The organism is Micromonospora sp. NPDC049060, from assembly GCF_040649055.1.
Taxonomy (GTDB): Bacteria; Actinomycetota; Actinomycetes; order Mycobacteriales; family Micromonosporaceae; genus Micromonospora; species Micromonospora reichwaldensis.
In genome coordinates this window covers 13,640-28,142 of record NZ_JBEZEV010000043.1, presented here as the reverse complement: position 1 = coordinate 28,142, position 14,503 = coordinate 13,640, and the positions used below count along the sequence as shown (strand labels likewise).

Sequence of the window (14,503 nt, the reverse complement as noted above, 5' to 3'; positions counted from 1 at the left end):
CCGCGTGTCCCGCGCGGCCGGGCGGAAAGGCGGTGTGGCATCGACCGAGTACCGGGGCGTGAAAGGCCGGCGTTCATACCCGCCAGAAACACGATTCACGACACGTTCCGTGAACGGCCGACCGATTACCCGAAGGAGTTTCCTGGGCAGGGAGCGCATATTCCGGCGGACGGCTCGGGGCCATGCGGGCGGCGCGACGCGGGCGGCGGGTGGGATCGTCGAGCAGGCCGACGCGCGGGGCGGCCCGTCCCGGCGGTCCGGGGGACGGGCCGGTGTGCGAGCCGACCGGTCACGGGCCGGCCGGCGGCACCCCGCCGGCCGGCCCGTGCGTGCCGCTAGAGGGTACGGGCGAGCCGGTCGGCGAGCATGCGGGTGAACCGGGACGGGTCGGCCAGTTCCCCGCCCTCGGCGAGCAGCGCCAGGCCGTGGAGCAGCTCGGCGGTCTCCTTCAGCGACTCCTCCGTGCCGCCCTGCTCGTGCGCCTTGCGCAGCCCGGTGACCAGCGGGTGCCCGGGGTTGAGCTCCAGGATCCGCTTGACCGTCGGCACCTCGTGCCCCATCGCCCGGTACATCTTCTCCAGCGTCGGGGTGATGTCGTGGGCGTCGCCGACGACGCAGGCGGGCGAGGTGGTCAGCCGGGAGGAGAGGCGGACCTCCTTGACGGAGTCGGCGAGGGTGGCGCCCATCCAGGTGAGCAGGTCGGCGAAGTCCTTGCGCTGCTGCTCGCGCTCGGCCTCGGCCTCCTTCTTCTCCTCCTCGGTGTCGAGATCCACCTGGCCCTTGGCGATGGAGCGCAGCGTCCGGCCGTCGTACTGGCCGACGCGCTCGATCCACACCTCGTCGACCGGGTCGGTGAGCAGCAGCACCTCGTAGCCCTTGGCGCGGAACGCCTCCATGTGCGGCGAGTTCTCGATCATCGTGCGCGAGTCGCCGGTGGCGTAGTAGATGTCGCTCTGCCCGTCCTTCATCCGGCCGACGTAGCCGGCGAGGTCGGTGGGCTCGGCCGGATCGTGGGTGGAGGCGACCGACAGGATCTCCAGGAGCGTGTCCCGGTTCTCCGTGTCGTCGATCAGGCCCTCCTTGACGGCGGCCCCGAACTCCGTCCAGAAGGTCCGGTAACGCTCGGCGTGGTTGGCCTTCATGTCCTTGACGGTGGACAGGATCTTCTTGACCAGCCGGCGGCGGACGACCTGGATCTGCCGGTCCTGCTGGAGGATCTCCCGGGAGATGTTCAGCGACAGGTCGTGCGCGTCCACGACCCCCTTGACGAAGCGCAGGTAGTTCGGCATGAGCGCTTCGCAGTCGTCCATGATGAAGACGCGCTTGACGTAGAGCTGCACGCCACGGCGGCCCTGCGGAGCGAACAGGTCCAGCGGCGCGTGCGACGGGATAAACAGCAGGGCCTCGTACTCGAAGGTGCCCTCGCCCCGCATGTGCACGATGTCCAGCGGGTCCGCCCAGTCGTGGCTGACGTGCTTGTAGAACTCCTTGTACTCGGCCTCGTCGACCTCGTCGCGGGAGCGGGCCCAGAGCGCCTTCATCGAGTTGAGCGTCTGGGTCTCGGTGCTCGTCTCGTCGCCCTCGCCGGGGCGCTCGACGGTCATCCGGATCGGCCAGGCGATGAAGTCCGAGTAGCGCTTGACGATCTCCCGGATCGTCCAGTCGGCGGTGTAGTCGTGCAGGTTGTCCTCGTCGTCGGCCGGCTTGAGGTGCAGGGTCACCGACGTGCCCTGCGGCGCCTCCTCCACCGACTCGACGGAGTACGTGCCCTCACCGGCCGACTCCCACCGGGTGCCGCCGCTCTCCCCCGCCCGGCGGGTAACCAGCTCCACCCGGTCGGCGACCATGAACGCCGCGTAGAAGCCCACGCCGAACTGGCCGATCAGCTCCTGCCGCGCCCCGGCGTCGGAGGATTCGCGCAGCTTGCGCAGCAGCTCGGCGGTCCCGGACTTGGCGATCGTGCCGATCACCTGCACGACCTCGTCGCGGGACATGCCGATGCCGTTGTCCCGGACGGTCAGCGTGCGCGCCGCCTTGTCGACCTCGATCTCGATGTGCAGGTCGGAGGTGTCGGCCTCCAGTTCCTTGTCGACCATCGACGCCAGGCGCAGCTTGTCCAGCGCGTCCGAGGCGTTCGAGATCAGTTCACGCAGGAAGACGTCCTTGTTCGAATAGATCGAGTGGACCATCAGCTGGAGCAGCTGACGCGCCTCGGCCTGGAACTCCAACGTCTCGGCCCGGTTGCTCACACCGTGTCCTTTCATCCTCGAAAGCCCACCGAAGGTTCGCGGAAAGGATACGAGCCGTCGCCGACGGCGAGACGACGGGACCGCGCAACGTCGGCTGGCGTCGCGTTGCCCCCGCGCCCTACCGTCACAGGTGGCGTCGACGTGGCCGCCGCAGAAGCCGAGGGCTGGTGCGACCGCCGCGGCGGGCGGTCAGTACGGTAGGGATGTGTCTCTATGGATGGCCGCGATGTGGGGACTGGTCGGCAGCGCGGTGGCCGAGGCGCTGAACCTCTCCGGGATGATGCGCCCGACCAGCGAGTCCGGGGGCCGGTGGCAGTGGCCGTGGCGGGACCGGCGGGACGCCCCGATCGTCGTGTTCGCGGTGCTGCTCAGGACCGTGGCCGGCACCGGCCTCGCCGCCGCGGCCGGGGCGGGTGGCCTGGCCACCACGGCCTTCGCCAGCTTCACCTTCGGGGTCGCGGCGCCACTGGTGATCGCCAAGATGTTCGACCAGGTCCGGGTGACGGAACGACCGGCCGACAGCGGCCGGGACGGCACGAGCGGCGAGCACGATGACGCCGCGTGAGGACCTGCTGGGCAGGTTCGTCGCCGCGCTGGCCGCCCGCCCGGCCACCACCGCCACGGCCGTTCCCGTACCGGCCCGGACGCGGCTCGCCGCCGCGCTGGCCGCACGGCCGGTCGCCGCACGCAGCACCGGCCCGCTTCCTGACCCCGACGCCGAGGACGGCGACGGCGGGAAGCTGACCCACCGGGTCAGGGCCGTGCTCGCCGGCCTCCTCGGCGTCACCACGGACCAGCTGCGCGTCGACGCCGACGGCGACGTGGGCATCCGCGCCGGCTCGGCCATGATCTTCGTACGGGCGCAGGACGACCCGCCGCTGGTCGACGTGTTCTCTCCGCTGCTCACCGGCGTCGAGGAGACCGAGTCCCTGTACCGGCGGCTCTCCGACCTCACCAACGGGCTCGTGATCGGGCGCGTGTACTGCACCGGCGACACGGTCTGGGCGTCCATCCCCGTCTTCGGGCAGGACTTCGCGCCCACCCATCTGCTGCTGGCCCTGCGGGCCATGATCGCGCTCGCCGACGACCTCGACGACCAACTCCGGCGGGAGTTCGGCGGCAGCCGCTTCTTCGGCCCGGAGTCCGCCGGGCTGGTGGCGGTGCCCGACCCGACCGGCTACCTGCGCGATCTCGACCGGGCCGGCGCGAACGGGGCGGGCAGCGTCCTGGTCGACCTGCTGGCCGACCGGGGGCGGACGGAGGAACTGCGGATCCGTGCCGAGCACGGCGACTGGCACGCCGCCGCCCGCCTCGCCGCGCTGCTCGCTGGGGAGGGCCGCACCGACGAGGCCGAACGGTACTGGCGGATCGCCGCCGAGCAGGGCGATCCACGCGCCCGCGACGAACTGGCCGCGCTGCTGGCCGCCCGGGGCCGGCATGACGAGGCGGTCGGCCTGCTGCGGCAGGCGGTCGACGGCGGCGACTGGCGGCACCTGCCGCTGCTGCTGACGCTGCTCACCGAAGGCGGCCTGGTCGACGAGGCGGTCGAGCTGCTGCGCCGCCGGGCGGCCGAGGGCTGACCCCGCCCGCCCGATCTGGTCGGTCGAGGTGTGGAGATGCGCAGGCCTGGGTACAGACACGCGCTGGGGTGCCGGCGGACGTGCAGCTGAAGCTGGGTGCCAGGATGTGCGGGTAACACCAGCAAGGGTCGTCGGGGCCCGGAAGTGAGGGCTGCGATGAGGTGCGACCGAGGGTGACACGGCCCACGGGGGACCTGTTCGCCGACGGCGGTGGGACCGGGCGGCTGATGGCGCGCCTCGACTGGGCCGCCACCCCGCTCGGCCCGGTCGACGGCTGGCCGCAGAGCCTGCGCGCCGCCGTCCGGATGGTCCTCTCGTCCCGCTACCCGATGCTGCTGCTGTGGGGGGACCGCTTCACCCAGCTGTACAACGACGCGTACTCCGCTCTGATCGGCGACAAACACCCCGACGCGCTCGGCGGCGACGTGCGGGTCACCCTGGCCGAGGGCTGGGACGTGCTGGGCCCCCTGATCGACGAGGCGATGGCGACCGGGGTCGCCAGCTGGGTGCCGGCCCTGCAACTGCTGCTCGACCGCGCCGGCTACCGCGAGGAGGCGTACTTCAGCGTCTCGCACGCTCCCGCCCGCGACGACGAGGGACGCACGGTGGGGGTGCTCACCGTGTGCAGCGAGGTCACCGAGCAGGTCGTCGGTGAGCGCCGGCTACGCCTGCTGCGTGACCTGTCCGTCGGCGGCGACGGGCGGACCGTCGACGTGGAGAGCACCTGCGCCCGGCTCGCCGAGGCCATCGGCGGGCACCCGCTGGACGTCCCCTTCGCCGCGATCTACCTGCGCGAGGACGCGCTGCTGCGCCGCGCCGCCCACGTCGGCGGGGAGCCGGTGGCCGCGGCCCTGCCCGCCACGCTGCCGGCGGGCGAGGAGCACGAGTGGGGGCTGGCGGCCGCCGCCGGCGGCACGACGACCGACGTGGCCGGCGTCGAGCGGCGGCTCGCCCTGCCCGCCGGGCCGTGGGGCGATCCGGTCGGCACCGCCCGCGCCCTGCCACTGCCGTCCGCCGAGGCGGGCCAGCCCCTCGGGGTGCTGCTGCTCGGGGTCAGCCCGAGCCGAGGGCTGGACGAGGCGTACCGGTCGTTCCACGCGCTGCTGGCCCAGCAGGTGGCCGTCGCCGTACGCAACGCGCAGGCGTACGAGGAGGAGCGCCGGCGGGCCGAGGCGCTCGCCGAGCTGGACCGGGTCAAGACCGGCTTCTTCACCAACGTCAGCCACGAGTTCCGGACCCCGCTGACGCTGATGCTCGGCCCGCTGGCCGACGCCCTCAACGACAACGAGCATCCCCTGCCGGCGACGCAGCGGGAACGGGTCGACACCGCCTGGCGCAACGCCACCCGGCTGCTCACCCTCGTCAACAGCCTGCTCACCTTCTCCAGCCTGGAGGCCGGGCAGGCACACAGCCAGGCTCGCGAGGTCGACCTGGCCGGGCTCACCACCGAACTGGCGAGCGTCTTCCGGGCAGCCGTCGAACGCGCCGGGCTGCGCCTGGAGGTCGACTGCCCGCCGCTGCCCCGCGCGGTCTCCGTCGACCCGGTCAACTGGGAACGCATCGTCACCAACCTGCTGTCGAACGCGCTGAAGTACACCTTCGTCGGCCGGATCCGGGTCGGGCTGACCGCCGACGACGACGAGGTACGGCTCACCGTCGCCGACACGGGCATCGGTATCGCCGAGGAGCATCTGCCCCGGCTCTTCGAACGCTTCCACCGGGTGCAGGGCACCCGGTCGCGCAGCCACGAGGGCACCGGCATCGGGCTCGCCCTGGTCCGCGAGCTGGCCCGCCTCGAGGGCGGCGACGTGCGGGTGGAGAGCCGGATCGGGACGGGAACGACGTTCACCGTGGCGCTGCCCTGGTCCGCCGCAGGGCGGCGCGCCGGGCCGGCCGCGGACCTGGCCGGGGCCGGGGACGCCGCCCGGGCCGCCGTCCAGGAGGCGGTCGGCTGGCTGGCCGACCCGGCGCAGGCGGGGACCTCCGCGCCGGCCGGGCCGCCGGTGCCGGCGTACGGTGCCGCGGACGCGCTGCGGCACGCGCGGATCCTCGTCGCCGACGACAACGCCGACATGCGCGCGTACCTGGCCCGGTTGCTGGGCGAGCAGGGCTGGCGGGTGGAGACGGTCGGTGACGGCCGGCAGGCCCTGGAGGCGATCCGCCGGGAACAGCCCGACCTGCTGCTCACCGACGTGATGATGCCCGGGATCGACGGCTTCGAGCTGGTCCGTCGGCTGCGCGGGCAGGCCGGCACCCGCACGCTGCCGGTGGTGGTGCTCTCGGCGCGCGCCGGCGGCGACGCCAGCGTGGAAGGGCTCGACCTGGGCGCGGACGACTACGTCGTCAAGCCCTTCGCCGCCGCCGAGTTGATCGCCCGGGTCCGGGCCGCCCTGCACGGCGCCCGCACCCGGCGGGACCACCAGGACGACTCGGGTGGCCCCGGCGACACGGCACGCGGGGCGGACGGCCCCGCCCCGGCCTCGGGTGACGGTCCCGTGGACGTGGGTGGCGGTCCGGTGAGCGGCCCGCCTGCCGCGCCAGGCGTCGATCCGTCGGTCGGCGGGAACGGGGAGTACGCCCACAACGGGGGCCGGCGGCCGGCTCCCGAGCAGCCGGCCGCGCTGGACACGGGCTGGACGTACCCCTCACAACCCACCTCCGCCGCCGCGATGCGCCGGGACGTGCGGGCCTCGCTGGAGAACCTGGACATCGATCCGGACACCATGGCCGACCTCCTGCTGGCCGCCTCCGAGGCGGTCAACAACGCCGTCGAGCACGCCCAACGCCCCACCCGCCCCGAGGTGCGGGTGCGACTGCGGGTGGCCGATGGCACGGTTCGGATCTCGGTGCGCGACTTCGGCACCTGGCGGGACCGTCGTCCGGCCATGGACCGGGGGCGGGGTGCCACGCTGATGAACGCGTACGGCGACGTGCGACTGGTCTCCACCGCCGAAGGCACCACCGTCACCATCGAACGCCGCCTGCCGCCCACCGCCTGACCCCGCCACGGGCGGGACCTCTCGCGTCGCCGATCCTGGTTGGGCTCGAATGCCTCCGCGGACAGGTGGTCACCTCCGCACGCGAGGTCGCACCTCCCGCCGGCCACTAACCGATCTTGGAAGGAACGGGCCCCGCCAGGGGCCCGACTCTGCCAAGGTCTCCGCAGCCGCCGAAGAAGCGTCCGCGCGGGGCGTCCGGTTCACGCCCCGCGTCCGGATGGGGCTCCGTCGCAGGGTGCGCAAACGGGACATACGCCACATATGGCCGACACGGTGATGGCAGGGTGGCCGGCCGGAGGCGCACCGAGAGCAGGGACGCCGGCGACCCGGCCACCGGTGGAACACCATGGGTGTCTCCCGGCCCCGGTGACACCCATGGTGTTCCACCGGCCGCCCCGGACGGCGGCGGTGGTGGTGGACGTCACGGGTCGGGTGGGCATGGACCGGGGTGCCGGGTCGTTGTCACCATCGGCCGCGTGACCAGGCCCGTCCGCCGGCCGGTGGTCGGCGGAATGCGGGCCGGGCCGGCGTGGTTACACCCCCGGACCACCGAGTACCCCCGCCGCACCCCGGGCACCGGGCCGCCGGAATGACCAGCCGCCCACGGTGGTTACATCCCCGGACCACCGAGTACCTCCGCCTGACCCGGGCGCCAGGCCGCCGGAATGACCAGCCGCCCACGGTGGTTACATCCCCGGGGCCACCGAGCGGGCGACCGCCACACCCGGACGACCCCGCGAGACGGTGGAATGTGTGGCCGGCCCGACCGGTTGCATCCCCGGGACGAGCCCGGCCGGCCCCGCCGGACGCAGGCCCCCGAAACAATCTCGACCTTTCCCTCAGCCCGCGACGCCACCCGTCCCCCCGGTGGTGTGTGTCGCGTACCCCCGATCGAAAGGTGCTGCCATCATGCGTACCGACATCCTGCGTAAGACCGCTCTGACCGCTGCCGGGCTCGCCTTCACCGGCGGCGCCATCGCCGGCCCCGTCACCACCGCCCTCGCCGCCCCCACCAACCCCGCGTCCGCCACGGTCACCCAGGACCGCAAGGGCGGCGAGCGCGAACTCGGCGTGCGCTACGAGGCACAGCCCAACTTCTACTACTGCGGCCCCGCCGCCGCCCGCAACGCCCTCAGCGTGCAGGGCAAGAACATCGACGTCGACGGCATGGCCCAGCGCATGGGCACCACCGAGGCCGGCACCAACTCCATCAACGACATCACCCCGGTGCTGAACAAGGAAACCGGTAAGGACGCCTACCAGTCCGTCGAGATCCCCGGCGCCAAGGCCGACGACAAGCAGACCGACAAGCTACGCGGCGACATCGTCACCGCCATCGACGAAGGCCACGCCATCGTCGCCAACATCGCCGGTACCGCCACCGACACCGACGGCACCACCCACTCCTTCGAAGGCGGGCACTACATCAGCGTCGTCGGCTACCGCGACAACGGCAACACCGTCACCATCGCCGACTCCGCCAACCCCAACCAGGCCTCCTACCGGATGAGCGTCGACAACCTCGCCGACTGGATCGCCACCCGCGGCTACACCGCCTGACCCAACAACGGCAACACGCACCCAGCGAAAGCCCAACGACAAGGGCCGGCCCCACAAGGGGCCGGCCCTTTCGTCACGCCATGCCGAGGGCTCGCCCGCCCCTGCCCGGTCCCGCCCAGCGTGGTGTCCGCCGTCGCCACCCGTACCCGGCTCAGGACCGGCGGTTGCGCTCCTGGCTGAGCCGCTCGTCGAGCCGGCCGAGTTCGTAGATCGCGTTCAGTTCCGTCGGCAGGTGGGTCACGTTGTCGGCCACGGGCTCGTCGTCCGGCTCGGGGGCGAGGGCCGGGGTCGGCGGGTTGGCCGGGCCGGCCGGGCCGGTCGCCGCGGCGGCGGGCCGGCGCCGCCGGTGCAGGACGAACAGCACGGGCACCGCCAGGACGCCCAGCACCAGGCCGTAGACCAGCCACCGGTCCGCTCCCCCCTCGCCCTCGCGCGGCGGGGCCGCGACCGTCGAGGGAGCGTCGGAGGCAGCGCCCTGACCGGGCGGGACCGGCGCCTCGGCCCCCCGCTCGGCGGGTTGCCCGGCGGGCCTGTCGCCGGCGGGTGCGGGCGCGGACGCACCCCCGGGGCTGGACGCGGGCGCGGACCGGCCCGGGGGTTCCGGGACAGCCGGCGCGGCCGACGGGCCGGCCGGGGACGGGGCGGGCGGCGCCGAGCTGGACGGCACGGGCGTCGGGGAGGTCCCCGGGGTGGCCCGGCCGCCTCCCTTGAGCAGGTCGTCGACGACCCGCCCGACGCCGCCGAGCAGGTCACCGACCGGCCCGCCGGAGGCCGTCGGCGTCGGCGCGGGAGCGAGCGCCAGGGTCAGGGCGAGCGCGGCCACGACACGCATGGTTCACCTCGAGAGGGGGGGTCGATGTGCCAGGCACCGTACCGCACTCCGGGTGGTCGCCGCGTGACGCCCCGGCCATACGACCGGGGCGACGACGCTACGGGGGACGCCGCACGCGGCGTCCCCCGTACCGGGGTGGGTCAGGCCGGCAGGCCGCCGACCTGGGTGTTGATCCAGGACCGGATGGACGGCAGGTCCACGTAGATGGACGGGCCGGTGGCGCAGGTGGAGTTGTTGTTGCCGGCCCGGCTGGTGGCGCCGATCAGGGCCCACGCCCCGTTGATCCGGCGCACCTGGGGGCCGCCCGAGTCGCCGTAGCAGGCGCCCGCGTTGCCGTTGGTGTTGTTGGTGCAGATCTCGTACGGGCCGTTGATGCCGAGGCAGCGGCTGTCCGCCACGATCGAGGTGTCCAGCTCGTTCGCGATGGTCGGGGCGCTGCCGCAGCCCCGGGGAGCACAGGTCTGGCCCCAGCCGATGATGCGGGTGGCGGTGCCGACCGCGCCGGAGGTGGTCGGGATCGGCGCCGGGGCGTAGCTGACCGAGCTGCCCAGCTGGAGCAGCTTCACGTCGACGCTCGGGTGGTTGACCGCCCGGATCACGGAGACGACGGTGCCGCCGCTGGTGCGGTTGATGCTGCCGACCCGCACCGAGGAGGGCGTGCCGCAGTGCTTGGCGGTGACCGCCCAGTTGGCCTTGATCAGGGTGCCGGTGCAGCCGGAGACGTACACCATCCACGGGTAGTTCTCACTCGCCGGGCGCCCGTTGACCACCTGCGGCGAGATGTCGTCGCCGTCGTCCCACGTGAACGTGCCGGTCGGCGCCTCCGCCGCGGCGAGACCGCCGGCGAAGAGCTGGTTCACCCGGGACGCCTCGGCGGCGCTCGGGTAGGCGTTGGTGCAGGAGACCGGCGCGCTGCTGCCGGACATCAGGTCGGAGCAGAGCCCGGTACGCCGGTCGGGCAGGCCGAGGATGTGGCCGAGCTCGTGGGTGGCGATGCGGGTGCGGTTGTACCCCTGGTTGACGGCGGTCCAGCCCATCCAGACCCGGCCCGCGCCGAGGCTGGTGACCTGCGCGCGCGGCCAGCCGCTGTCGACGTAGATGGTGACGTTGCCCGGCGTACGGGCGACCAGCTGGACGTTGCTGACCCGGCTGTTCCAGATGGCCGCGGCCTGGTCGAAGTTGGTGCGGAACTCGCCGGCCCGGCTCGCGTCGTAGTAGACGGTCCGGGCGGCGGACGCGCCCGTGTCGGCGGACGCGCTCGCGCTGGTGGCAACCTGCATTCCGGTTGCGGCCAGCACCGCCGCCAGCGCGGCGGTCGCCGCGTGCAGCAGTTGTCGTCGGAACATACACGCACTCCCTGGGTTGTCCGGCGGCGTGCCACCGCCGGTCATCGATGTACGTGAATGCTAGAGGGAGGACCGCCGATATGCGGCATAACGGAATCGTCATACCGGCGCTCCCGCCTGGCCCGCCTGCCCGCGATTCCCGTGCCGCCGCGTCTGTTACGCCTGCGTTACCGCACGGCGAAGCTGCTGCCGTCGAGCGGTTCCACCGTGGATCCCACGGCCCGGCCACGAGGCCGGACACCATGGAGGAACGAGATCACGGGAGAAGACCATGCGGATCAGAAGTGGACTCACGGCCTTGCTCGTGGTGCTCGCCGGGCTGGTGGCCGGCGCCGGCACCGGCACCGCGGCAACCACCACGGCGGCGGCGACCGAGGCGCCGTACTGCGGGATCACCTGGGGCAGCGCGCCGAAGTCGGCCGGCACGCCGAGCGACGCCCCGCTGGTCGACGTACGCGTCGGACGGCACGACTGCTTCGACCGGGTGGTGTTCGAGTTCGCTGGTCCGGTCAGCGGCTACACCGTCGGCTACGGCGAGACCTGGACCGAGGGCGAGGGCCTGGCGCTGTCCCCGTACACCGCCGGCGACGAGCTGCTGCGGGTCTCCCTGCGCGCCCCGGCGTACGACGACACACACGTCGGCACCGTGCCGTACCGGGTCGGCGAGCACGTCGCGAACCTGCTGCGCCACCCGACCCTGCGGGACGTGGTCTTCGGCGGCAGCTTCGAGGGCTACACGACCGTCGCGGTCGGTGTGCGGGCCCGCCTGCCGTTCCGGGTGACCGTGCTGGCCGGACCGGGCACGCACAGCCGGATCGTGCTCGACGTGGCGCACCAGTGGCAGCAGTGACCAACGCGGTGGCGGGGGTACCGGCGCCGGCCGGACCCCCGACACCGTCCGTTTCGCCAGGTCGACGCGGGTCGTCCCGGGGCTACCCTCGAATGGTGGAGGGCCGCGTGCTGGTCGTCGAGGACGATGCCTCCATCCGGGAGGTCACCGCCCTCGGGCTGCGCCGCGCCGGATTCCGGGTCGACACCGCGCGCGACGGGCGGGAGGGGCTCGCCGCCTGGCGCGCCCGGCCGCCCGACCTGATCGTCCTCGACGTCATGCTTCCCGGCCTCGACGGCTTCGAGGTCTGCCGGGAGATCCGCCGGAGCAGCGGCGTGCCGATCCTGATGCTGACCGCCCGCACCGACACCGTCGACGTCGTCGTCGGTCTCGAGTGCGGCGCCGACGACTACCTGCGCAAGCCGTTCGACCTACCCGAGCTGGTGGCCCGGGTCCGGTCCGTGCTGCGCCGGGCGAGCGACCCCGTCGTCACGACCGTCATCGAGGTCGGCGGGCTGGAGATAGACCCGGGCAGCTTCCTCGTCCGCAAGGACGGACGCGATCTCGCGCTGACCGCCACCGAGTTCCGCCTGCTGCTGGAACTCGCCCGCCGCCCCGGTCAGGTATTCACCCGCGAGCTGCTGCTGGACCGGGTGTGGCAGCACGGCTTCCTCGGCGACTCGCGGCTGGTCGACGTGGCGGTGCAGCGGCTGCGCGCCAAGGTCGAGGACGACCCCGCCCACCCCCGGCTCGTACGGACCGTGCGCGGCGCCGGCTACAAGCTGTCGCCGAGCTGAGGGGGCGAACGCGATGGCCGGCCGCGCCGTCCCGCCGGGTCGCCTGCGACGCCGGCTGACCATCGCCTTCGTGCTCGTCGCCGGTGTCTCCGCCGGGCTGCTGGCCGGCGGGTCCTGGCTGCTGCTGCGCCAGGCCCGCTACGACGCCTCCCTGCATCAGGCCGCAGCCGACGCCCGCTACCGGCTCGTCCTGGCCGGACAGTTCCTGCCCCTGACCGACGAGCGTCGCGGCGAGCTGCTGGCCAGCTTCGAGAGCAGCGGCCGGCACGTGGTGCTGGTCGACGGCGAGGAGCTGCCCTCCCACCGGGCGTACGCGCCGCCGCTGGGCGCTGGGCTGCGGGCCACTGTCGCGGCCGGACAGCTCGGCTACGAACGGTCGTCGCCGGGGGCTCGGCCCCGGCTGCTCGTGGTCGGCGGCCGTGTTCCGGGCTCGACGGCCGAGCTGTACGTCGTGACCCTTGAGGACGGCCTCGCCGCCGACCTGGACCAGCTGCGGACGGCGCTGCTGGCCGGCTGGCTGCTGGTGGTGCTGCTCGCCGCCGGGGTGGGGCACACGCTTGCCCGTCGCACGCTGGAGCCGGTCGGCCGGGCCAGCCTGGCAGCGCGCGCCCTCACGGAAGGACTGCTCCACACCCGTCTGCCGGTACGGGGACGCGACGAGTTCAGCGCCTGGTCCGCGGCGTTCAACGAGATGGCGGAGGCGCTGAAGTCGAAGATCGAGGCGTTGTCGGCGGCCCAGCTCCGGGAGCGGCGGTTCACCGCCGACGTGGCGCACGAGCTGCGTACCCCCGTGACCGCCCTGGTGGCCGCGGCGTCGCTGCTGCGCGAGCACGTCGACGAGTTGCCAGCCGACGCGCGGCGCGCGGCGGAGCTGCTGGTCACCGACGTGGTCCGGCTACGCCGGCTGGTCGAGGATCTGATGGAGATCTCTCGGCTGGACGCCGGGAGGGAACGGCTCGCCGTCGCCGCCGTCGACCCGGTCGCGCTGCTGCGGGCGATCGTCGCGGCGCGCGGCTGGTCGGACCGGGTGGTGGTCGCCGGCGCTCCGGTCCCACTGCGCACCGACCCGCGTCGGCTGGAGCGGGTGCTGGCGAACCTGATCGCCAACGCGGTCGAGCACGGCGCCGGCGAGATCCGGGCCACCGTGGCCGGCGACGGGCCGCTGGTCGTCTTCGAGGTCACCGACCAGGGCCCGGGCATCCCGGTCGAGCACCTGCCGCGCCTGTTCGACCGCTTCCACAAGGTCGACCCGGCCCGCTCCGGGCGGGGCAACGGCCTGGGCCTGGCCATCGCCCGGGACAACGCCCACCTGCTCGGCGGGCGGCTGGGCGTGCACAGCGAACCGGCGGTGCTCACCCGCTTCCGCCTGGACCTGCCGGCCGCGCCACGGCCGTCGGCACCGGACGACGCGGGATGAGACGACACACGGCGGTCGCCGCCCTGCTCGCCGCGGCGGTCCTGCCGGCCGGGTGCGCCGCGCCGCGGTCCGGCTCGCTCGGCCCCGCGCCCACCGCGCCGCCGCCGGCCACCACCGTCGCACCGGCGCCGCCGCCCACCACGGCGCCGCCGCGACCGCCGGCCGAGCCGAGCCGATCCGCAGGGCCCGCGCCGACCACCGCCGCGCCGGCGCGCCCCCGGACGGTCACCGTCGAGCTGTGGTACGTCCGGGACGGGCGGATCACGCCCACCCGGCGCACCCGGCCGGCCACCGTGGCGACGTCCCGCCTGGCGCTGACCGAGCTGGCCGCCGGCCCGACGCCGGTGGAGGCCGCCACCGGGCTGACCACCCTGCTGGCCGGCGGCGAGGTCACCGGCATCGCCGACGGCGTGGCGACGGTCGCGCCCGCCCCGGCCGGCGGCGACGCCGTGGGGCGGCGGCTGCGCGAGGCGCAGGTGGTCTACACGCTCACCCAGTTCCCCACCGTGCGGCGGGTGCGCCTCTCCGCCGATCCCCCGGTGGGCCGGAGTGACTACGCGGACCTGCTGCCGCCGATCGTGGTGACCGGTCCGACCATCGGCGAACGCGTCACCAGCCCCGTGACCGTCACCGGCACCGCCGAGGTGTTCGAGGCGACCGTCACGGTGCGGGTGCTCGACGCCGCCGGCCATGCGGTGGCGACCACCTTCACCACGGCCACCTGCGGGACGGGCTGCCGGGGCGATTACCGGGTCGCCGTGACCTACCGGGTGCCCCGGGAGCAGGCCGGCGCGATCGAGGTGTACGAGGTCTCGGCGGACGACGGGACGCGCACCCACGTCGTCACGGTGCCCGTCACGCTCACCTCCACCCTCCGGCGGTGAGCCCGGGCGT

Annotated in this window: 10 protein-coding genes and 1 pseudogene; 8 read left to right on the top strand and 3 right to left on the bottom strand. The window is 73.9% G+C overall.

Features of this window, described 5'->3' with window-relative positions; translation table 11 throughout:
- Positions 1-335: 335 nt before the first annotated feature.
- A complete protein-coding gene (htpG, locus tag AB0B83_RS17345; protein ID WP_357579042.1) occupies positions 336-2,264 on the bottom strand; it encodes a molecular chaperone HtpG in 1,929 nt (642 codons plus the stop codon).
- A gap of 190 nt (positions 2,265-2,454) precedes the next feature.
- Here htpG and AB0B83_RS17340 point away from each other — a divergent pair, with 190 nt between their 5' ends.
- The 4 genes and pseudogenes from AB0B83_RS17340 to AB0B83_RS17325 all read left to right on the top strand — a co-directional run bounded on the left by AB0B83_RS17340 (position 2,455) and on the right by AB0B83_RS17325 (position 8,388).
- Complete coding sequence (locus AB0B83_RS17340; RefSeq protein WP_357579041.1) at positions 2,455-2,814, top strand: hypothetical protein; 360 nt, start codon at positions 2,455-2,457, stop codon at positions 2,812-2,814.
- 184 nt (positions 2,815-2,998) lie between these two features.
- Positions 2,999-3,385 (top strand): annotated as a pseudogene (locus tag AB0B83_RS17335) (hypothetical protein); the annotation flags it as partial.
- 617 nt (positions 3,386-4,002) lie between these two features.
- Positions 4,003-6,828 (top strand): ATP-binding protein, encoded by a 2,826-nt coding sequence (locus tag AB0B83_RS17330; protein ID WP_357579040.1) that lies wholly within the window; start codon positions 4,003-4,005, stop codon positions 6,826-6,828.
- Between the two features lie 909 nt (positions 6,829-7,737).
- A complete protein-coding gene (locus tag AB0B83_RS17325) occupies positions 7,738-8,388 on the top strand; it encodes a C39 family peptidase (protein WP_357579039.1) in 651 nt (216 codons plus the stop codon).
- 151 nt (positions 8,389-8,539) lie between these two features.
- On the opposite strand, the gene AB0B83_RS17320 is transcribed toward AB0B83_RS17325, so the two are convergent.
- The gene (locus tag AB0B83_RS17320) at positions 8,540-9,220 is read right to left on the bottom strand and encodes a hypothetical protein (protein WP_357579038.1); all 681 of its coding nucleotides are present in this window, start codon (positions 9,218-9,220) and stop codon (positions 8,540-8,542) included.
- 140 nt (positions 9,221-9,360) lie between these two features.
- Positions 9,361-10,566, bottom strand: coding sequence for a snapalysin family zinc-dependent metalloprotease (locus tag AB0B83_RS17315; protein WP_357579037.1), 1,206 nt, complete (start codon positions 10,564-10,566; stop codon positions 9,361-9,363).
- A 271-nt stretch (positions 10,567-10,837) separates the two neighbouring features.
- Between AB0B83_RS17315 and AB0B83_RS17310 the strand changes: the two genes are divergently transcribed.
- The 4 genes from AB0B83_RS17310 to AB0B83_RS17295 all read left to right on the top strand — a co-directional run bounded on the left by AB0B83_RS17310 (position 10,838) and on the right by AB0B83_RS17295 (position 14,493).
- Positions 10,838-11,416 carry a hypothetical protein gene (locus AB0B83_RS17310; protein ID WP_357579036.1) on the top strand — a complete coding sequence of 193 codons (579 nt, stop codon included), beginning with the start codon at positions 10,838-10,840 and terminating at the stop codon, positions 11,414-11,416.
- A gap of 95 nt (positions 11,417-11,511) precedes the next feature.
- Entirely contained in the window at positions 11,512-12,192 is a 681-nt protein-coding gene (locus tag AB0B83_RS17305) for a response regulator transcription factor (protein WP_357579035.1), read from the top strand.
- A gap of 13 nt (positions 12,193-12,205) precedes the next feature.
- Positions 12,206-13,609 carry an ATP-binding protein gene (locus tag AB0B83_RS17300; protein ID WP_357579034.1) on the top strand — a complete coding sequence of 468 codons (1,404 nt, stop codon included), beginning with the start codon at positions 12,206-12,208 and terminating at the stop codon, positions 13,607-13,609.
- Entirely contained in the window at positions 13,606-14,493 is an 888-nt protein-coding gene (locus tag AB0B83_RS17295) for a Gmad2 immunoglobulin-like domain-containing protein (protein ID WP_357579033.1), read from the top strand. The genes AB0B83_RS17300 and AB0B83_RS17295 overlap by 4 nt, the downstream gene beginning before the upstream one ends.
- Positions 14,494-14,503: the final 10 nt, after the last annotated feature.